Raw genomic sequence first — 21,679 nt, 5'->3', positions numbered from 1 at the left:
GCGAAGAAAGACAACACATGAGTTATTACGGCTGGAAACCCTATGTCTCTGTGGGCGCCCGGCAAAAACAGGCCGAAAAAACCGCAACCAAAGCCAAAAAGGCCGGCAAGCTGTACCCCATCGCCGCCTACCGTGGTGCGCTGGCCAAAACCGCATGGGGCAAAAACTGGTGCGACAACCTCGAAGCCCACAGCGACTATGACAACCGCCTGCCACGCGGCCGCACTTATGTGCGCAATGGCTCGGTGATTGACCTGCAGATCAGTGCTGGCAAGGTCAATGCACTGGTGGTGGGTTCTTCGTTGTATAAAGTCGAGGTCACAGTCAAACCGGTAGCGCCAGCGCAATGGAAGTCCATTTGCAAAGACTGTTCCGGATCGATTGCATCGCTCGTGGAGATTTTGCAGGGCAAGCTGTCAACGTCGGTGATGCAGCGCCTGTGCCAGCCCGGCACGGGTCTAATGCCAAGCGCCACGGCCCTCAAATTCAGCTGTAGCTGCCCTGACTGGGCCGACATGTGCAAACATGTGGCGGCCGTGCTCTACGGCGTAGGCGCCAGGCTCGACCACCAGCCCGAGCTTTTGTTTACCTTGTGCAACGTTGATGCCAAGGAGCTGATTCAGGCGGCAGGCAGCGGCCTTGCGACAAAACGCACAGCGCCAGAATTTGCCAAAGTACTTGATGATGCCTTTCTTGGCGACGTGTTTGGTCTGGACATGGCCGAACCGCTTGATGAGGTGTTGCCCGTCAAGCCGGTGGCTGCCAAGAAGATGGCGGGCAAAAAAGCAGTGCTTCAAAAAGTCTCTGCCAGCAAAGTGGTGCCCGGCAAGCTTGCCGCGAAGAAGCCTGCTGTCAAAAAAGTAGCGGCTGTGAAAGCCACCGCCAAAAAGGCGACAGTCAAACAGGGGGTGGCCAGAAAAGCTGCCACGGCAGTGAAACCGGCAAGAAAAAAATGATTGCAAAAAAGCACGGGGAGGCGAAGACGCGATAAGGAGCCGCTCAACCCGACGGTTGTAAAGACAATGGAGTGGTCGGTGCCTCGCCCTTCCCGATCTCAGGCAGACCCTGGATTTATGTCAAAAACGGCCTCAGTCCTTATGGATAGTGCGCCAACAGTTATCAAAAACAGAGCGTTTTGAGGTTGCCCATCTTGCTGCGACGCCAGAATGCACCGCTACCAGCGGCTAAACGCATGAGTGTCGCGTGCGCACGCCGCTGGTGTCGGACCGTAGACCCCGCAGCTAAAAGGCAAGCTCAAACCCTGATCTTGCGACAGCGCCTTGCGCGCGCATGGCGCGTGGCCCTGATCAGCGTTACGCTAGCGGCATGCAGCAGACCGCCTCGCTCTCCCGGAAACTCATCCGCATCGGTACAAGCCTGTTGGTGGTCGCGCTGATCTCCATTGGACTGACCCTTTGGGTGACTTGGCAGCTTGAGGGCGGGTCTGCGGCAGTCAACGAGGCCGGACGCATGCGTATGCAAACCTGGCGCTTGGCAAGTGCGGTGCAGGCTGGGGTGGAGCGTGCTGAACTGCAGAACCTGGTGGTCCGTTTCGAGGAAAGCCTGGAGCTGCTGCGTGATGGCGACCCTTCCAGGCCGCTTTTTGTTCCGTGGGATGAACAGGTGCGCCAGCGCTTCGCCGATGTCGAGTCACTCTGGCGCGACCAGCGACAGCTGTGGCTGGCAGAGCCACCGCCGCAGGCGCAGGTACTGCTCAAGGCGGGGAACGAATTTGTGGATGCCAGTGACCGCCTGGTGTTGGTGATCGAGCAGCACCTGTCCCGGCTGACAGCCATCTTGAACCTGTTCCAGCTTTTGATGATGGCTTTGGCGGTGGGCGGCGCGGTGGTCATGCTCTACACCGGGTATATGTATGTCATCAATCCTCTGGGACAACTTCGGCAGGGCCTGCACAAGCTGGAGTCGGGTGATTTCAGGACACGCATCGAAGTGGATACCGCTGACGAATTCGGCCAGGTGGCCGCCGGTTTCAACCACATGGCCAGCAAGCTGCAATCTCTCTACCAAGGGCTGGAGGCCAAGGTGGAAGTCAAGACGCGGCGCATTGAAGCGCAACGGGCACGGCTGGAGGCGCTTTACAAAGTCAGCGCTTTCCTGGCACAGGCGGGCAGCATCGATGAACTGGCGCAGGGCTTTGCGCAGCGTGTGCGCTCGGTGATGAAGGCCGATGCGGCAACGGTCAGGTGGTCGGATGATGTCAACCAGCGTTACCTGATGCTGGCGTCCGACTGCTTCCCGCAGGACCTGGTGGAAGAAGAGCGCAGCTTGCTGGCCGGGGCCTGTGCGTGCGGCAACTTGCGCCCGGATGCACGCACCCGGGTCATTCCTATCCTCAGTCACGACGATGCGCCGATACGTCATTGCGCCAAGGTCGGCTATGAAAGCGTCGTCAGTGTTCCGATCCGTCTGCAGCAACGTTTGCTCGGAGAATTCAACCTGTTCTTTCGAAGCCCCATTTTGCTGAACGCCGACGAAATAGAGCTGCTGGATTCACTGGCCAGTCACCTCGCCAGCTCGCTGGAGGGCTTGCGCGCCGATGCCCTGGACCGGGAAGCGGCGGTCGCGGAGGAGCGTGCCTTGCTGGCGCGCAATCTGCATGATTCGATTGCCCAGTCCCTGGCTTTCCTGAAGATCCAGGTGCAGTTGCTGCGTGCAGCCGTGCAAAAGGGGCAAGCGTCGCAGATACACGGCGCACTTGACGAACTGGACATCGGGCTACGCGAAAGTATTGGTGACGTTCGCGAGCTACTGGTGCACTTCCGCACGCGCACCAACACCGATGACATCGAGCAGGCGCTGCAGGAAACCCTGCAGAAGTTTCAGAGTCAGGCGGGCTTGTCCGCAAGGTTGCAGGTCCACGGACATGGGCTGCCGCTGCCTTCTGACGTTCAGGTGCAGGTGTTGCATGTGCTGCAGGAGGCGCTGTCCAATGTACGCAAACATGCCGGCGCCACGCAAGTGGATCTGGAGGTAGCCAAAGGCGCGCACTGGCGATTTGTGGTGCGGGACAATGGCGCCGGTTTCGACACCCAGAAGTACCCCGGGGACTCGCATGTCGGGCTGAACATCATGCGCGAGCGGGCTGGGCGTATTGGCGCCGAGTTGGACATCGTGTCGGTAGCTGGGGAAGGGAGCGCTGTCACGCTGACGCTGCCGCCACATCCGGAAGTGGGTGGTCTGTCAGCGAAGGCGCCTATGCCGGCCGAGCTGCAAGAGCAGAGGGCAGGCGCGTGATGCGGGGCACTTCCACAAAGACTGTTCAGTTGCTGGTGGTGGACGACCACAACCTGTTTCGCCGCGGACTTGTTGCGCTGCTCTCGCAAGATGGTCGCTTCGAGGTGGCTGCCGAGGCCGGCGACATCGGCGAGGCGCTGCGCTGCCTGGAACGCAGCCAGCCCGATCTGATCCTGCTGGACAACCACCTGCCCGGTGTGCGGGGCGTGGACGGCATCGCGGCGCTCAAGGAAGCGGCGCCGGGTACCCGCATCCTGATGCTGACGGTCAGCGAAAACGAGGACGATCTGGCGGCGGCGCTGCAGGCCGGCGCCGAGGGTTACCTGCTCAAGACCGTGGAGCTAGACCACTTGTCCGAGTCCATCATCAAGGTGTTGGACGGGGAATCTGTCGTCAGCCCGGAGATGATGACCAAACTGGTGCTTGCCTTCAGATCCAAGGCGCCGGTGCCTGCCTCCGGCGAGGTGCCCGGGGAGCTTTCAAGCGGTACAGTAGCGGTTCCACCATCGGCCCAGCAGGCGGATTCAGTCCTTGCCTTGCTGTCGGGCCGCGAGCGCGAAGTCCTGGCGCTGATTGCACAGGGCGCGAGTAATAAGGTGATAGCACGCCAACTCGCCATTGAGCAAACCACGGTGAAGGTTCACGTGCAGCACATTCTGCGCAAATTGCAACTCAGCTCAAGGGTTCAAGCCGCCGTATACGCGGCTGGCCGTGACCTGCTTTGACGCAGATCAACAAGCCTTCAGATTGAACCCCGCGTAGTTCTTCAGAACGATGGCGACCTCGGTCGCCATCGTCTTTTTTGTCCCATCCTGACGTTCCAAAGGAGGATGTTCAAGAACCCCGTGAAGGCCGACAGTCATGCCATGTGTCTGGAGAAACTGCATGGCCTCTGAACTGGGTAACTCGAAAAAAGCATGGTCGGTACTGATCGTCAGCACGCTGGCTTTCACGGTTTGTTTCATGGTCTGGATGATGTTTGGCGTTATCGGCATCCCGATCAAGAAGATGCTCAACCTCAACGCCACCGAGTTTGGCCTGCTCGCGGCCACGCCAGTGCTGACGGGGTCTTTGATCCGCGTTCCGCTGGGCATCTGGACCGACCGCTACGGTGGGCGCATCGTCATGGCCATCCTCATGGCCACCACCATCCCGGCGATCTGGCTCATGAGTTACGCCACGGTATATTGGCACTTTTTGGTGATTGGACTGTTTGTCGGTCTGGCTGGCGGTTCGTTCTCTGTCGGCACGCCCTACGTGGCACGCTGGTTCCCAAAAAATCGCCAGGGCATGGCGATGGGTGTGTACGGCGCCGGCAACTCTGGCGCCGCTGTCAACAAATTTGTGGCGCCTGTGCTGCTGGTGGCTTTTGGCTGGGCCATGGTGCCGCAGGTGTACGCGGTCATCATGCTGGGTGCGCTGGTGCTGTTCTGGCTGTTCAGCCACAGCGACCCCACCCACCTGGTGCCCAGCCACGTCAAGTTCAGTGACCAGCTCAAGCTACTCAAAGACCCGAAGGTCATCAAGTACTGCCAGTACTACAGCATTGTGTTCGGTGGTTACGTGGCCTTGTCGCTGTGGATGGTGCAGTACTACGTGGGCGAGTTTGGTCTGGACATCCGCGTCGCGGCCTTGCTAGCAGCCTGCTTCTCGTTGCCGGGTGGTGCACTGCGCGCGTTTGGCGGTGTTCTGTCGGACAAGTACGGCGCGCACAGCGTGACATGGTGGGTGATGTGGGTGAGTTGGGTCTGTCTGTTTCTGCTGTCCTATCCGCAGACCGACTTCACCATCCTCACCGTCAACGGCCCGGCGACCTTCCACATTGGCCTGAACGTTTACACCTTCACGGCGCTGATGTTTCTGCTGGGCATTGCCTGGGCCTTCGGCAAGGCAAGTGTTTTCAAATACATCAGCGACGACTACGGCGCCAACATCGGCGCGGTCAGCGGCATTGTCGGGCTGGCGGGTGGCCTGGGCGGCTTTGTCTTGCCGATCATTTTTGGCGTGTTGATGGATGTAACAGGCATTCGGTCTAGCGCCTTCATGTTCATGTATGGGGTGGTCTGGGTTTCACTGCTCTGGATGTACTGGACGGAGGTGCGCCGCACCGAGGTGATGGGCAAAAACGCCGCAGGGGCATTGGTCTGAATGAAAAGTGTCTCTTTACAAATCAACTCCAAACAGGTCGCTCGCGGGTGCGTTGACGCACAGACCGCAACGCATGCACCTTGTACGGTGAACACAAAACCACGCTACTTCAACAAGCACCATGACTACAAAAACCAATTCCAGCACCGACATTGCCGACTGGCAGCCCGAGGACGAAAAGTTCTGGGAGAGCACCGGCAAACGCATTGCTTACCGCAACCTCTGGATCTCTGTGCCCAGCCTGCTTTGCGGCTTTGCTGTCTGGGGCATGTGGGGCATCATCACGGTGCAGATGCTGAACCTGGGCTTTCCTTTTACCCAGGCTGAGCTGTTCACCTTGACCGCGATTGCAGGGCTGGCCGGCGCCACCATGCGCATACCGGCGTCCTTCCTGATTCGGCTGGCCGGTGGGCGCAACACTATCTTCCTGACAACTTCGATGTTGTTGGCGCCGGCCATCGGCACCGGTATCGTGCTTCAGCATCCCGAGTGGCCGCTGTGGTCCTTTCAGCTGATGGCCTTGTGGTGTGGCGTGGGTGGCGGAAACTTCGCCAGTTCCATGTCCAACATCAGTACTTTTTTCCCCAAGCGACTGCAGGGCACGGCACTCGGCCTGAATGCAGGTCTGGGCAACTTTGGCGTGACGACCATGCAAATCGTCATTCCGCTGGTCATGACGGTGAGCCTCTTCGGTAGCTTTGGTGGTGAGTCTGCTCTCCTCGTCAAAGACAGTGGCTGGATTTTCGGAAAGATTGTTGCGGGCACACCCACCTGGATACAGAACGCCGGTTTTGCCTGGCTGTTGTCACTGGTGCCGCTGTCCGTCATTTGCTTCTTCGGCATGAACAACCTGAAGACTGTCTCTCCTGCCATTGGCGGCACGATCCCGGCCTTTCTCAAAATCATCTGGCTCTACACGTTGTCGTTTGTGCCGGCGGGTATCGGACTGTACCTCTACCTGCCCAAACCTACCGGTCTGGGTCTGCTCAATATGTGGATCGCCATGCCATTGATTGTGGCAAGCACATTGCTGGTGCTCAAACTCACAGCCTTTGGCACGATGAAGGAAAATATCACCAAGCAGTTTGCGATCTTCAGTAACAAACACACCTGGTCGCTGACGCTGCTGTACATCGTGACCTTTGGCTCATTCATAGGCTTTTCGATGGCCTTGCCGCTGGCCATCACGGTGATCTTTGGCATCAGCCACGTGCCGGACGCCGCAGGTGTCATGCAACACGCGATAAAAAACCCGAATGCACCCTCGGCTCTGACTTTCGCATGGATAGGCCCGTTTGTAGGCGCGCTGATCCGTCCGGTGGGTGGCTGGGTGTCCGACAAGGTGGGCGGCTCCATCGTCACACAGATCATTTCTGCCGTGATGGTGGTAGCTTCTGCGGGCGTGGGTTACGTCATGCTGCTGGCCTACAAGTCGGCCACGCCCGAAGAATACTTTTTGCTATTCATGGTGTTGTTTGTCGTGCTGTTTGCGGCCAGCGGCATCGGCAATGGATCGACCTTTCGCACCATAGGCGTCATTTTTGACCGCCAGCAAGCCGGCCCGGTGCTCGGCTGGACTTCAGCCATCGCTGCCTACGGTGCCTTCATTGCCCCGGTGGTGATTGGCGCCCAGATCAAGGCCGGAACCCCTGAACACGCGATGTATGGCTTTTCCATTTTTTATGCCCTTTGTCTGGTGCTGAACTGGTGGTTCTACCTGCGCCCGGGTGCCGAGATCAAGAACCCCTGACTTTTGCCGAACAATAGTTTGCACCGTTCCACCCGGAGAATCTAATGAGCCACTTCCTCGATCGCCTGAACCACTTTTCCAACCCGAGAGAACCGTTTTCCGGAACATTCGGTGTGACCACCGCCGAAGACCGCACCTGGGAAGAGGCCTACCGAAACCGCTGGGCCCACGACAAGGTGGTGCGCAGCACCCACGGGGTGAACTGCACGGGTTCATGCTCTTGGAAGATTTATGTCAAGGGCGGCATCGTGACCTGGGAGACCCAGCAGACCGACTACCCGCGCACTCGCTGGGACATGCCCAACCATGAGCCGCGCGGTTGCTCGCGCGGTGCCAGCTACAGCTGGTATCTGTATAGCGCGAACCGTGTCAAATACCCACTGATTCGTGCGCGGCTGCTCAAGCACTGGCGTGAGGCGCGTTTGACGCTGCCGCCGGTGGAGGCGTGGGTCGCGGTGGTGCAGGACGATGCCAAGCGGCGTGACTACCAGCGCGTGCGTGGCCTTGGCGGCTTTGTGCGTTCGAGCTGGGACGAGGTCAACGAGATCATTGCTGCGTCCAATATCTATACGATCAAAAAGCATGGCGCGGATCGCATCATCGGTTTCTCGCCCATCCCGGCGATGTCCATGGTCAGCTACGCCGCAGGTTCGCGCTACCTGTCGCTGATTGGCGGCGTCTGCATGAGCTTTTACGACTGGTACTGCGATTTGCCTCCGTCGAGTCCGCAGGTGTGGGGTGAACAGACCGACGTGCCCGAGTCGGCCGACTGGTACAACTCGGGTTTCATCATTGCCTGGGGCTCCAATGTGCCGCAAACGCGTACACCGGATGCTCATTTCTTCACAGAGGTTCGCTACAAGGGCACCAAGACGGTTGCGATCACGCCGGATTATTCCGAAGTCGCCAAGCTGTCTGATCTGTGGCTGCACCCGAAGCAGGGCACTGACGCTGCAGTCGCCATGGCGATGGGCCATGTAATTCTGAAAGACTTCTATTTCGGCGGCAACGGCAAGCCGCGCTCGGCCTACTTCGATGAATACGCCAGGCGCTATACCGACATGCCGATGCTGGTGATGCTCAAGGAATACCAGATGGTAAACGGCGAAACCGTCATGGTGCCGGACCGCTACGTGCGCGCTTCCGACTTCAACGGCACACTTGGCGCAGCCAATAACCCGGAGTGGAAAACCGTCGCTTTTGACGCGCAGGGCAAGGTCGTGTTGCCAAACGGCGCCATCGGCTTTCGCTGGGGACCGGACGGCCGTGCCGATGCGGGGCAGTGGAACCTGGAGGCAAAGGAGGCAAGCCAGGGTGACGAGGTTCGGCTCAAGCTGTCGGTGATGGAGGGTGACGCGCCCAGCCAGGACAGCGCCAAAGTGGGGTTTCCGTATTTTGGCGGCATCCCTCACGAACACTTTCCCAACAATGAACAGGGCGATGTGCTGGTACGCACGGTTCCCGTACAGCGTATTTCACTGGGCAAGGCGGGTGAAGAGCGCTTAGCACTGGTGGCCACCGTGTTCGACCTGCAGGTTGCGCAGTACGGCATTTCGCGTGGCTTGCCCGGTGAGCTGGCGGCCGCTGATTTTGACGACAACACCCCGTACACACCGGCCTGGCAGGAACAGATCACCGGTGTGCCGCGTGCCCAAGTGATCACCGTGGCACGACAGTTTGCCGACAACGCCGAGAAGACCGAAGGCCGCTCCATGATCATCATCGGCGCGGGCATGAACCACTGGTACCACAGCGACATGAACTACCGCAGCGTCATCAACATGCTGATGATGTGCGGCTGCATTGGCAAGAGCGGCGGTGGCTGGGCGCACTATGTGGGCCAGGAAAAACTGCGGCCACAGACCGGCTGGACACCGCTGGCCTTTGCGCTCGACTGGATTCGCCCACCACGGCAGACGAACTCGACCAGCTTTTTCTATGCCCACACCGACCAGTGGCGCTACGAAAAGCTGGGCGTCGATGAAGTGCTGTCACCGCTGGCCGACAAAAAGCTCTACGGCGGCAGCATGATTGATTACAACGTGCGTGCCGAACGAATGGGCTGGTTGCCGAGTGCGCCGCAGCTGCAGACCAACCCGATGCAGATCGTCAAAGACGCGCAGACGGCAGGACTCGATGCGAAAGACTATGTCGTCAAGTCACTCAAGGACGGTTCGCTCAAACTCAGTTGCGAGGACCCTGACCATCCGGACAACTGGCCGCGCAACATGTTTGTCTGGCGCTCCAACATCATTGGATCGTCGGGTAAGGGCCACGAATATTTCCTCAAACATCTGCTGGGTACGGACAATGGTGTTCAGGGCAAGGACCTGGGTGCCGAAGATGGCAAGCCAGAAGAAGTGGTGTGGCACGACAAGGCGCCCGAAGGCAAGTTGGATCTGCTGGTCACGCTCGACTTCCGCATGAGCACGACCTGCCTGTACTCCGACATCGTGCTGCCTACCGCGACCTGGTACGAAAAGAACGACCTCAACACCAGCGACATGCATCCCTTCATTCATCCGTTGTCCACCGCCGTGGACCCGGTGTGGGAATCAAAAAGTGACTGGGAAATCTACAAAGGTTTCGCAAAAAAATTCAGCGAGTTGTGTGACGGTCATTTGGGTGTTGAGAAGGAAATGGTCCTGACCCCGTTGATGCACGATTCGCCGGGCGAGCTGGCACAGCCGTTTGAAGTCAAGGACTGGAAGCGTGGTGAGTGTGAACTGATTCCCGGCAAGACCGCACCGCAAATGCAGGTCGTTGAGCGTGACTATCCCAACGTCTACAAGCGCTTCACGGCGGTTGGCCCCTTGCTGAACAAGGTGGGCAATGGCGGCAAGGGCATTTCATGGAACACAGAAACCGAAGTGCGCCAGCTGGGCCAGTTGAACGGACTGGTGACCGAGCCCGGTGTGACGCAGGGCATGCCGCGCATCGACAGCGACATTGACGCCTGCGAAATGGTCTTGCAGCTGGCACCTGAAACCAACGGGCACGTAGCGGTAAAGGCCTGGAACGCACTGTCAAAGCAAACCGGGCGCGAGCACGCGCACCTTGCGATTCACCGCGAAGACGAAAAAATTCGCTTTCGCGACATCCAGGCGCAGCCCCGCAAGATCATCAGCTCGCCGACCTGGAGTGGCATTGAATCGGAAACCGTGTCGTACAACGCGGGCTACACCAATGTGCATGAGCTGATCCCCTGGCGCACCCTGACCGGACGCCAGCAGTTCTACCAGGACCATCCGTGGATGCTGGCCTTCGGCGAAGGCCTCGCCAGCTACCGTCCCCCGGTGAACCTGAAGGCCACGGCTGGCGTGCATGGTATTCGCAGCAACGGCAACACCGAAATCCTGCTGAACTTCATCACACCGCACCAAAAGTGGGGCATTCACTCAACCTATACGGACAACCTGTTGATGCTCACCTTGAGCCGGGGCGGGCCCATCATTTGGCTTAGCGAAGACGACGCCAAACTCATCGGCGTGGAAGACAACGACTGGATCGAAGCCTATAACGTGAACGGCGCGATTGCTGCCCGCGCTGTGGTCAGCCAGCGCGTCAAGCCTGGCATGGTGATGATGTACCACGCGCAGGAAAAAATCGTCAACACACCCGGCTCTGAGATCACGGGCCAGCGTGGGGGCATCCACAACTCAGTGACGCGGATTGTGCTCAAACCAACCCACATGATTGGCGGTTATGCGCAGCTCTCCTACGGTTTCAATTACTACGGAACCATAGGCACCAACCGCGACGAGTTTGTGGTGGTACGCAAGATGGACAAAGTGGACTGGCTCGACACACCGCGTGACGACGAGCGCGCCGAAGCTGTTCAGCAAATGGGAGAAGCAGCATGAAGATACGCGCACAAATCGGCATGGTGCTGAACCTGGACAAGTGCATCGGCTGCCACACCTGTTCGGTTACCTGCAAAAACGTCTGGACCAGCCGTCCGGGTTTGGAGTACGCCTGGTTCAACAACGTGGAGACCAAGCCCGGCATTGGTTACCCCAAGGAATGGGAAAACCAGGACAAGTGGAACGGTGGCTGGGTGCGCAAGGCGGACGGCTCCATTGAACCGCGCCAGGGTGGCAAGTGGAAGCTGCTGATGCGGCTCTTCTCCAACCCGAACATGCCGCAGATTGACGACTACTACGAGCCCTTTACCTTCGACTACGACCACCTGCAGTCCGCGCCTGAGATGAAGGCTACGCCGACCGCACGCCCGCGCAGCCTGATTACCGGCAAGCGCATGGACAAAATCGAATGGGGCCCGAACTGGGAAGAGATCTTGGGTGGGGAGTTTTCCAAGCGCAGCAAGGATGCCAATCTCGCCAATTTCGATCAGGTCCAGAAGGACATGGTGGGCCAGTTCGAAAACACCTTCATGATGTATTTGCCGCGGCTGTGCGAGCACTGCCTCAATCCCGCGTGTGTGGCCTCCTGCCCTTCAGGGTCGATCTACAAGCGCGAGGAAGACGGCATTGTGCTGATCGACCAGGACAAATGCCGGGGCTGGCGCATGTGTGTCTCGGGTTGCCCGTACAAGAAAATTTACTACAACTGGAAAAGCGGCAAGGCGGAGAAATGCACCTTCTGTTATCCGCGCATTGAAGCTGGCCAGCCGACCGTGTGCAGCGAAACCTGCGTCGGACGGATTCGTTACCTCGGCGTGGTGTTGTATGACGCCGACCGCATCCAGGAAGCCGCCAGCGTGGAGGACGACAAGGACTTGTACCAGGCCCAGCTCGACATCTTCCTGAATCCGCATGACCCCAAGGTGATTGAGCAGGCGCGCAGGGACGGCATTCCCGAGGCCTGGCTCGAAGGCGCACGCCGCAGCCCGGTCTACAAGATGGCGGTGGAGTGGAAAGTGGCCTTGCCGCTGCACCCCGAGTACCGCACCCTGCCCATGGTCTGGTATGTGCCGCCACTGTCGCCCATCACTTCGGCTGCCAATGCCGGCCACATTGGTATCAACGGCGAGTTGCCCGACATCGCGCAGATGCGGATTCCCGTGCAGTACCTGGCCAATCTGCTGACTGCGGGCGACACCGCTCCGGTGATCCGCGCCTTGCAACGCATGCTGGCCATGCGCTCTTATCAGCGCAGCAAACATGTGGATCAGGTGCAAAACCTCGCCGTGCTCGAGCAGGCCGGCCTCACCGTGGCTGAGGTCGAGGACATGTACCACATCATGGCCATTGCCAACTACGAAGACCGTTTTGTCATCCCCAGCAGCCACCGCGAATACGCCGAGAACACCTTCGACATGCGGGGTGGTTGCGGCTTCACGTTCGGCAACGGCTGCTCTGACGGCGAGAGTGATGTCAGCCTGTTCGGTGGCAACCGAAAACGCACCATTCCCATCAAGGTGGAGGTCTGAACCATGGCACTTTTTAACAACCCTCCGCAGGCGACAAAAAGCCTGCGAGTCCTTGGCCGCTTGCTGGGCTATCCCGACACCGAGTTGCTGGGCAACTTGCCAGCGCTTGGTGCGGCGCTGCATACAGAGCGTGCCTTGGGCCCGCAGCGTCTGGCCGAGTTGGACGCCATGATAGCCGCGCTTGCCAGTGCTGAACCGCTGGATGCCGAGGCTGCGTATGTCGAACTGTTTGACCGAGGCCGCGCGACTTCGCTGCACCTGTTTGAACATGTGCACGGTGATTCGCGCGATCGCGGGCCGGCCATGATTGATCTGGCGCAGACCTACGAAAAGGCCGGCATGTACCTTGCCGAAGGCGAAATGCCAGACTACTTGCCGGTGGTGCTGGAGTTCACTTCCACCCAACCGGCGCGCGAGGCGCGCGAGTTCCTGGCCGAGATGGCACACATCTTCAACGCGATCTTTGCAGCGCTACAGCAGCGCGGCAGTGCCTACGCCAGTGTGCTGGGCGCTCTGCTGGAGCTGGCTGGTGAAAAAGCCCAGCCGGTGCAGATTGCTGCAGAAGAGTCCATCGACGCGGTATGGCAGGAACCGGTCGTCTTTGACGGCTGCTCGTCCAAAGGGCAGGCCAAGACCGACCAGCCGCAACCGATTCATATCGTGCCCAAGGCACTGAGAGCACGTCCCACCCAAGGAGCACAAACATGAGCCCCGGTCTTCATGGTTTTCTTTTTGGTGTCTATCCCTACATCTGTCTGACGGTATTCCTGCTCGGCAGCCTGCTCCGCTTTGACCGCGACCAGTACACCTGGAAAAGCGACTCGTCGCAATTGCTGCGTACCGGCCTGCTCCGCTGGGGCAGCAACTTGTTTCACGTCGGGATCCTGTTCCTGTTTTTTGGCCACCTGGTCGGTCTGCTGACGCCCCATGCTGTTTACGGCATGTTGATGGACGCCGCAATGAAGCAGCGTCTGGCGATCTACGCGGGCGGCATCGCCGGCTTCATTTGTTTCATCGGGCTGTCGATGCTGATTTACCGCCGAATGTTTGACCCGCGCATCCGCTACACCAGCCACAAGACCGATATGGCGATTTTGCTGATCCTGTGGGTGCAGCTGGTGGTGGGCCTGATCACCTTGCCGTACTCATGGGGCCACGCCGATGGCAGTGTGATGCTGATCCTGGCCGAATGGGCCCAGCGCATTCTCACCCTGCGTGAGGTGGACTCTGCGGCACTGGCCGTCTTGCCTTGGCCCTACTTGTTTCACGTCGTGTTCGGCATGACCATCTTCCTGCTGTTTCCGTTCAGCCGCCTGGTTCATGTGTGGAGCGGTTTTGCATCGGTCGTTTACTTGTTTCGTCCCTACCAGGTGGTACGCAGCCGCCGTATGGGTGTACCGACGGCCAAGTCGTCCGGCGAACGTTAAGCAACACAAGAACGAGTATTGCCATGAACACCCTGACTTCCCCAACTCCCGTCGTCACGCAGGGCTGCGGCAGCGGCAGTTGCCAGTGCGCTTCTGCGGCCTCCGTGCCTCTTATGCCGACAGCCTTCATCAACGGTATTGCCCTGCACTCGCCCGGCCAACAACCGGACGCCGCTACGCTGCGCGAACTGGCTTATACCGAGCTGCTTCGTCAGCAGGCGGTACGTGAGGGCTTGTTGCCACGCCACCCTGGACTGACCACCCCTGAATTGGGCGAGACCGAACGCACGGTGATCGAGGCCATGGTGGACCAGCAGGTGGTCACGCCCCGACCTACTCAAGAGGAAGGCCAACGCTATTACGAAGCACACAAGCCGCAGTTTGTCGTGGGGCAAGCGCTGCATGTGCGGCACATCCTGTTTGCGGTCACGCCCGGCGTGAATGTCCAGGCGCTCACCGTGCATGCCGAGCGTGCACTGCTTGAGCTCTCGCACAAGGGCGTGCAGCCCGCCCATTTTGCTCAGCTCGCGACCGAGTTGTCGAACTGCCCGAGCAGTGCGCAGGGCGGTGACCTCGGCTGGATCGGCCCGGACGACTGTGCACCCGAGCTGGCGACCGAACTGTTTCACCTCCAGCATGCGCAGAGCGGTACCGGTGTGCATCCGCGCCTGTTTCACACGCGCTTCGGTTTTCACATCATCGACGTGCTGGAGCGCCGCAGTGGCACGCAGCCTGCCTACGAGGACGTGCGCGAGCGCATTGCGGCCTTGCTGACCATGCAGTCGCGTGCCAGGGCTTTGCACCAGTACATGAGCCTGCTGGTGGGCGAGGCAGACATTGAGGGTATTGCGCTGGAAGGGGCGGATTCGCCTCTGGTTCAATGACCGAAGACGTCGCAGGTGCGGACGAGTTGCTGCTCCGCCTGCGGCGTTTTCACTCCGACTACTTTCCGTTGCACCAGCAGCGTTTTCAGGACTTGGTGGCCCAGGGGCAGCATCCAAAAACCCTGTTTATCGGTTGCTCAGACTCACGTGTGGTGCCTTACCTGCTGACCGGCGCCGGTCCGGGCGAGCTGTTTATTGTGCGAAATGTTGGGGCATTCATCCCGCCCTATGACGGGTCACATGGTCTGCACGGAACGATGGCTGCGATTGAATTTGCGGTACTCAGCCTGCATGTGGAGCGCATCATCGTTTGCGGACACAGCCACTGCGGCGCCATCCGCGCTGCCTACGAAGGTGTACCCGAAGAGGCGGTGGCGCTTCAGGCCTGGCTCAAACTGGCCACCGAAGCCCTGCTGCCCGTGCGCTCCAGCCCCGAGGCCTTGCGCCGCACCGAGCAGCGCGTGGTGGTGCTCCAGCTTGAACGACTGATGGCTTATCCCATGGTACGGCGTGAAGTCGAGAAGGGCGCGTTGACGCTGCACGGCTGGCACTACGTCATTGAGGACGGTGAAATTCATGTCTTTGATGTACGACAAGGAAGCTTCGTGCCGGCCGCGATAGCCTCTAACAGCGGCACGGGGCCGTACCAACCTTATGTGGAGCACGATGGACAAATCATCAGTAACTGAGGTGAGCGCAGGCGCCCCTGTCGACTCGGCTGCCATGGCAGGGATTTTGGAGATGCTGTCCCATGATTCAGGTCTCAAGCCCTGGCATTTGGGTGGCAAGGACTTGATTCCCGTGGTGCAGGGCGGCATGGGCGTGTGTGTTTCTGCCGGGGGCCTGGCAGGTGCGGTGGCCAGCATGGGTGGTGTGGGCACGCTGTCTTCAGTGGACTTGCGGCGCTTGCACCCGGACCTGATGGCGAAGACCGGGCATCTTGACAAAGAGCCTGACGCTGGCGCGCAGATTGATGCCGCCAATCTGGAGGCGCTGGACCGGGAAATCCGCCGGGCGCGTGAGCTTGCACAGGGCCGTGGCCTGCTTGCCGTGAATGTGATGAAAGCCCTTACTGCGTACGAGACTTATGTGCATCAGGCCTTGGCCAGCGGGGCCGATGCGCTGGTAGTGGGCGCGGGTTTGCCGCTTGATCTGCCGGAACTGGCAAAAGACTTTCCAAAGGCCGCTTTGATCCCCATCCTGTCAGACGCGCGCGGCGTGCAGTTGCTGGTGCGCAAGTGGCAAAAAAAGGGACGTCTGCCCGATGCCGTCGTGATTGAACATCCCGGTCTGGCGGGTGGTCATCTGGGTGCTGCAAAAGTGGCCGATCTGCACGACACGCGATTCGATTTTGAGGTGGTCATTCCGCAGGCGCTGGCGTTTTTCAAGACAGCCGGCATTGAGCGCGAGATCCCGCTGATTGCGGCAGGGGGTATCAACTGCCGCGAAGACATCCTGCGCCTGCAGGCGCTGGGGGCTTCGGCGGTACAGCTGGGTACAGCTTTTGCTGTCACGCATGAGTGCGATGCAGACCCTGCTTTCAAAAAAGTACTGGCCGACGCCAGGCCGGAAGACCTGGTGGAATTCATCAGCGTGGCCGGTCTGCCCGCGCGTGCAGTGCGCACGCCCTGGCTGGACAAATACCTGCGCCTGGAGCCCAAGCTCCAGAATGCGGCCCACGTGAAGGCCAAATGCAATATGTCGTTTGACTGTCTCGCGCATTGTGGACTGCGGGATGGGGTGGCCAGCATGGGGCAGTTCTGCATCGACCAGCAGCTCGGTCACGCGTTTGACGGTGATACGCGCAAAGGCCTTTTCTTTCGTGGTGCTGCACGTTTGCCGTTTGGCAATCAGATCCGTTCGGTGCAAGAATTGATGCAATGGCTGTTGGGCGGTGTTCGTCCTGCGGCGCTTGTCTAGGGAGCGCGGGACATGAAACGCGATCAATTTGGCCGGCCTCAGGATCTGACGGCCACGCAGACCATCAGCCATGATGTGCTGAAGGAAAAATACCTCAAGGCGGGGGAGTCCAGCGCGGAAGACGTCTACCGGCGAGTGGCGCGGGCGCTTGCCTCGGTCGAACCGGAAGCTGAGCGCGCAGCTCACGAATCACTGTTTCTTGAGAACCTGCACGCCGGCGCCATCGGCGCAGGCCGCATCATGAGCGCGGCAGGTACGACCATCCAGGCCACCTTGATCAACTGCTTCGTGCAGCCCGTGGGCGACTGCATTCAGGGCTTTGACGACGGTGGTTTTCCCGGCATCTATGAGGCCTTGCGCGAAGCGGCTGAAACCATGCGACGTGGTGGCGGTGTGGGTTACGACTTTTCGCGCATCCGTCCGCGCGGGGCTGAAGTCAAAGCCATGGCGTCTTTGGCATCGGGCCCATGCAGCTACATCAATGTGTTTGACCAGTCCTGTTCCACGGTCGAAAGCGCGGGTGCCCGGCGCGGCGCGCAGATGGGTGTGTTGCGCATCGACCACCCGGATGTGTACGAATTCATCACCGCCAAACGGACGGCGGGCCGCTGGAGCAACTTCAACGTCTCGGTGGGGATGCCAGATGCCTTTATGCATGCCCTTGCCGAAGATCAGCCGTGGGAACTGGTGCACATCGCCAAGCCCGGTGTGCCGCTGATGGCGCAGGGCGCCTTTCAGCGCGCGGATGGCCTATGGGTTTTCCAAACCGTGGCGGCGCGCGAGTTGTGGGACACCGTGATGCGTTCTGCCTACGATTTTGCCGAGCCCGGCATCCTGTTTCTGGACCACATCAACCAGGACAACAACCTGCGCTACTGTGAGTCGATTGCTGCGACCAATCCTTGCGTTGCTGGCGATACCTGGGTGATGACGACAGATGGGCCGGCACAGGTGTCGGACCTGATAGGCCAGCCGTTTAACGCGGTGGTCGATGGCAAGGCCTTCGCCGTGAAGAGTGACGGTTTTTTCAAGACAGGCCATAAACCGGTGTTTGTCTTGCGCACGCGTGAAGGACAGGTCTTGCGCCTCACCGCCGACCACCGTGTACGTCGTGTGGCGCGCAGAACCCGCTACACGCTGGAGGCCGAGTGGACCGAGGCTTCACAGCTAAAGGCGGGGGACGAAATCCTGCTGCACGATCATCGCGCACTGGGTGGCTGGGAGGGCACCGGCACGCAGGCTGAGGGTTACTTGCTGGGGCTGCTGATCGGCGATGGCACGCTCAAGAACGACAAGGCGGTAATTTCAGTGTGGGCACCGGAGCTCAAGTTGGCAGCAAATGGCGCTCTTGCTTACGCGCAAACAGGCGCTGCCGGCATCGTGCAGGCTGCCGAGGCTGCGGCCGCCACCTTGTCTCACCGCGCCGATTTCGGAGGCTTTCAGCGACCCCTATCGGTAAGAGGCGAGGCGCGCATGGTTTCCGGTGCGGTACGGCACCTTGCCCAGAAAATGGGCATGCGCCCGGGGCACAAGACCATTACCCCAGCCATGGAGAAAACTTCGTCCGCTTTCGCCGAAGGGCTTTTGCGCGGGTTGTTTGACGCTGATGGTTCCGTGCAGGGCTCGCAGGAAAAAGGTGTCAGCCTGAGGTTGTCGCAAAGTGATTTGAGCTTGCTTCAGACGACGCAGCGCATGTTGCTGCGTGTGGGCATTGCCTCAACCATCTACCCAAACCGGCGTCTGGCACAGGTACGACCGCTGCCCGACGGGCGCGGTGGATTGAAGGTGTGCCAGACCGCCTCGCAGCACGAATTGGTCGTCAGTGCGGACAACCTGCGAATTTACGCAGAGCGCATTGGTTTTGCCGATACCGACAAGGCTGAACGGCTGGACCGTGCGCTGGGCAGTTACAACCGCAGCCTCAACCGTGAGCGCTTCACGGCCACGGTTGCATCGCTGTCCGAGGACGGCAGCGAAGATGTTTTTGATGTCACCGTGGCAGACGTTCACGCCTTTGATGCCAACGGCCTGTATGTCCACAACTGCGGCGAGCAACCGTTGCCGCCTTACGGCTGCTGCGATCTCGGACCCATCATCCTCACGCGATTTGTGCGCCATCCTTTTGGATTTGACGACGCCCCTGACTTTGATTTTCAGGCCTTCGAAAAGTCGGTGAGCACCCAGGTACGGGCGCTTGACAATGTGCTGGACGTGACCTTCTGGCCGTTGCCGCAGCAGCAGGCCGAGGCCGCCGCCAAGCGCCGAATTGGGGTGGGTTTTACCGGCTTGGGCAATACGCTGGCCATGTTGCGCCTGCGGTACGACACGCCAGAAGGCTGCGCGATGGCTGCGCGTATTGCTGTGCACATGCGCGACGCAGCCTATGCCGCGTCGGTGGCACTGGCCAAAGAAAAAGGCGCTTTCCCCAAGTTCGACGCCGACGGCTACCTGGCCAGCGGTACCTTTGCCAGCCGGCTACCGGCCGCGTTGCAAAAGGCCATCCGTGCCAATGGCATCCGCAACAGCCATTTGCTGTCTATTGCGCCTACCGGTACGGTCAGCCTGGCTTTTGCCGACAACGCTTCCAACGGCATTGAGCCCCCGTTCTCCTGGATGTACCGGCGCAAGAAGCGCGAGTCCGATGGCAGCACCACCGAGTACGCCGTGGAAGACCACGCCTGGCGCCTGTACCGGGAGTTGGGGGGTGACGTGAACCAGCTGCCCAGCTACTTTGTCTCCGCGCTTGAGATGTCGGCGGCAAGTCACATCGCCATGATGCAAGCGGTTCAACCCTTTGTGGACACCGCCATCTCCAAGACCGTCAACGTGCCGGCCGACTACGCCTACGAAGACTTCAAGGGGCTCTACCAGTTGGCCTGGCGAGCGGGCCTCAAGGGTCTGGCGACCTACCGGCCAAATGCTATTTTGGGTTCGGTGCTGGAGGTTCATTCTGACCCTGCAGCAGCGCCCTCTGCTGCGGCGACCGCCATGGACCCCATGCGCACCGTGATCGAAAGCCGACCCAAGGGTGCGCTATCGGCGGTGGCCGAAAAGGTCGACTACTGGACGCAGGAGGGCCACAAGACGCTGTACATCGTAGTGTCGTTTTTGCCAGTGCCAGCGGCCAGCGGTGCGGGCACTGTTGAGCGCGCCATCGAGTTTTTCATGCCGGTGGGCCAAAGCGGCGAATCACAACAGTGGATCACTTCCAGCATGCGCATGTTGTCGCTGGCTGCACGCGGCGGATTTCTGGAGCGGGCGCTCAGCGACATGCGCAAGGTGGCCTGGGACCGAGGACCGGTGCGATTGGGAACTTACGAGAAGACCGACGGCACGCGCGTACCCCTGTGGCACGACTCCGAGGTGGCTGCCATTGCCTATGCGGTGCAGAACATCATTGCATTGCGTGCTGATCGATCAGCGTCTGGGGCAGCACCTGTTGCAGAGCCCGAGGTTGATGCCTCGCTTGCGCCCCCCGTGATGGCGGGCAAGAAATGCAGTGAGTGCGGTGCGCATGCCGTTATTCGAAAGGACGGCTGTGACTATTGCACGCAATGTGGTCATCTGGGGGTATGCGGATGAGCGAACCGCCAGTCATCGCGTTGCGGCTGAAGCCTGGCAAGCCTTCGGCCAGCGAGCGGGCGATGGTGGACCATCGCTGGCGCGTCGGCCATCTGATGCTGGCGCCGCATCGACTGGGCTTCTTTCTGGCCATGCTGGTGCTGGTGGTTGCGGCGCTCTGGTGGGCGCTGGTTCAGCTGGACCGCGTCAGTTCTGTCCTGAGTCTGCCTTACGCCTTGTCGCCCTCACTGGTCCACGGCGCGGTGATGACCTTCGGTTTTATCCCCTTGTTCTTCTCAGGCTTTTTGTTCACGGCCGGCCCGAAGTGGCTGGGTGTCACGCCACCGCAGACCCGGCAATTGCTTGTGCCTTTGCTGCTGCAGGCAAGCGGCTGGATGTTGTGGCTGATTGGCGCGCATCTGCACGGCTTGATGGCGTTGGTCGCGCTGGTACTTTCGTGCGTGGGGCTGGCGTGGGTGACTGCCCTGTTCTGGGGGCTCATCCGGCGCAGCGAAGCCGAAGACCAGTTGCACGCGCGCACAGCGGGCGTGGCTTGCGTGGTGGGATGTCTTAGCCTGGGCGGGCTGGCGCTCAGCCTGCTGCTGGGTGAGCCAGCTCTGGCGCGTGCCTGCGTGCTGACCGGTTTGTGGGGATTTATTGTGGTGGTGTACGTGGTGGTGGCGCACCGGATGATTCCGTTTTTTACCTCCAGCGCCATGCCCTTGGTCAATGCGTGGCGACCATCCTGGGCGTTGTGGCTGATGCTGGGCGTCGCAGCCTTCGAGGTGGCCGCTGCGTGGGTGGAGCATGCCGCCTGGCTTCGGGGCTTTGCTGAAGCCGGGTGGATGTTTGCGCGCGGCGCACTTGAACTGGTCTCGGGCGGCGTGCTGCTTTGGCTGGCTGTTGTCTGGGGGTTGGTGCAAAGCCTGAAAAACCGCCTGCTGGCCATGCTGCATATCGGGTTTGTCTGGCTTGGGCTGTCGCTGCTGCTGGCCGGCGTTTCGCAGTGGCTGAGTTTGTGGCAGGGCACGCCCGTGCTGGCTTTGGGATCGCTGCATGCGCTGACCATGGGTTGTCTGGCGTCCCTGATGCTGGCCATGGTCACGCGTGTGTCCTGTGGTCACAGCGGGCGTGCACTGGTGGCTGACAACCTGACCTGGGCGCTGTTCTGCTTGCTGCAGTTGGCGACCTTGCTGCGTATTGGCGCCGCCGCGCAGAGCCCCTTTGCGGCCTGGGTTTTGCTGGGCGCAGTCTTGACATGGACCAGTGTCATGGGCGTGTGGGGTGTGCGGCTGGGTAGCTGGTATGGCAGGCTGCGCGCAGACGCCCGTCCCGGTTGAAT

General features: G+C 60.2%; 14 protein-coding genes. All 14 read left to right on the top strand.

Annotation, left to right across the window (positions count from 1 at the left end; translation table 11 throughout):
• Positions 1-17 precede the first annotated feature (17 nt).
• The 14 genes from IEX16_RS03280 (at position 18) to IEX16_RS03215 (ending at position 21,677) form a co-directional block, all read left to right on the top strand.
• A complete protein-coding gene (locus IEX16_RS03280; RefSeq protein ID WP_229676147.1) occupies positions 18-956 on the top strand; it encodes an SWIM zinc finger family protein in 939 nt (312 codons plus the stop codon).
• 370 nt (positions 957-1,326) lie between these two features.
• A complete protein-coding gene (locus IEX16_RS03275; protein WP_188706575.1) occupies positions 1,327-3,255 on the top strand; it encodes a type IV pili methyl-accepting chemotaxis transducer N-terminal domain-containing protein in 1,929 nt (642 codons plus the stop codon).
• On the top strand, positions 3,255-3,980 hold the full coding sequence (locus tag IEX16_RS03270) for a response regulator (protein ID WP_188706572.1): 726 nt from the start codon (positions 3,255-3,257) through the stop codon (positions 3,978-3,980). The genes IEX16_RS03275 and IEX16_RS03270 overlap by 1 nt, the downstream gene beginning before the upstream one ends.
• Before the next feature lie 160 nt (positions 3,981-4,140).
• Positions 4,141-5,403 (top strand): MFS transporter, encoded by a 1,263-nt coding sequence (locus tag IEX16_RS03265; protein WP_188706570.1) that lies wholly within the window; start codon positions 4,141-4,143, stop codon positions 5,401-5,403.
• 121 nt (positions 5,404-5,524) lie between these two features.
• A complete protein-coding gene (locus IEX16_RS03260; RefSeq protein WP_188706569.1) occupies positions 5,525-7,153 on the top strand; it encodes an MFS transporter in 1,629 nt (542 codons plus the stop codon).
• A 44-nt stretch (positions 7,154-7,197) separates the two neighbouring features.
• Complete coding sequence (locus tag IEX16_RS03255; RefSeq protein WP_188706566.1) at positions 7,198-11,016, top strand: nitrate reductase subunit alpha; 3,819 nt, start codon at positions 7,198-7,200, stop codon at positions 11,014-11,016.
• A complete protein-coding gene (gene narH / locus IEX16_RS03250) occupies positions 11,013-12,545 on the top strand; it encodes a nitrate reductase subunit beta (protein ID WP_188706564.1) in 1,533 nt (510 codons plus the stop codon). The genes IEX16_RS03255 and narH overlap by 4 nt, the downstream gene beginning before the upstream one ends.
• 3 nt (positions 12,546-12,548) lie before the next feature.
• Positions 12,549-13,253 (top strand): nitrate reductase molybdenum cofactor assembly chaperone, encoded by a 705-nt coding sequence (narJ, locus tag IEX16_RS03245; protein ID WP_188706562.1) that lies wholly within the window; start codon positions 12,549-12,551, stop codon positions 13,251-13,253.
• Entirely contained in the window at positions 13,250-13,972 is a 723-nt protein-coding gene (narI, locus tag IEX16_RS03240) for a respiratory nitrate reductase subunit gamma (protein ID WP_188706559.1), read from the top strand. The genes narJ and narI overlap by 4 nt, the downstream gene beginning before the upstream one ends.
• A gap of 23 nt (positions 13,973-13,995) precedes the next feature.
• Positions 13,996-14,856, top strand: a complete 861-nt coding sequence (locus IEX16_RS03235) for a peptidylprolyl isomerase (RefSeq protein ID WP_188706558.1) — start codon at positions 13,996-13,998, stop codon at positions 14,854-14,856.
• Complete coding sequence (locus tag IEX16_RS03230; protein WP_188706555.1) at positions 14,853-15,545, top strand: carbonic anhydrase; 693 nt, start codon at positions 14,853-14,855, stop codon at positions 15,543-15,545. The genes IEX16_RS03235 and IEX16_RS03230 overlap by 4 nt, the downstream gene beginning before the upstream one ends.
• A 34-nt stretch (positions 15,546-15,579) precedes the next feature.
• A complete protein-coding gene (locus tag IEX16_RS03225; RefSeq protein WP_229676146.1) occupies positions 15,580-16,776 on the top strand; it encodes an NAD(P)H-dependent flavin oxidoreductase in 1,197 nt (398 codons plus the stop codon).
• A 12-nt stretch (positions 16,777-16,788) separates the two neighbouring features.
• A complete protein-coding gene (locus tag IEX16_RS03220; RefSeq protein ID WP_188706550.1) occupies positions 16,789-20,358 on the top strand; it encodes a ribonucleotide reductase barrel domain-containing protein in 3,570 nt (1,189 codons plus the stop codon).
• Complete coding sequence (locus IEX16_RS03215) at positions 20,355-21,677, top strand: NnrS family protein (RefSeq protein ID WP_188706548.1); 1,323 nt, start codon at positions 20,355-20,357, stop codon at positions 21,675-21,677. The genes IEX16_RS03220 and IEX16_RS03215 overlap by 4 nt, the downstream gene beginning before the upstream one ends.
• Positions 21,678-21,679: the final 2 nt, after the last annotated feature.

It is taken from the genome of Polaromonas eurypsychrophila (assembly GCF_014641715.1).
GTDB classification, from domain to species: Bacteria; Pseudomonadota; Gammaproteobacteria; order Burkholderiales; family Burkholderiaceae_C; genus Polaromonas; species Polaromonas eurypsychrophila.
This window is presented reverse-complemented; position numbering and strand designations above follow the sequence as displayed.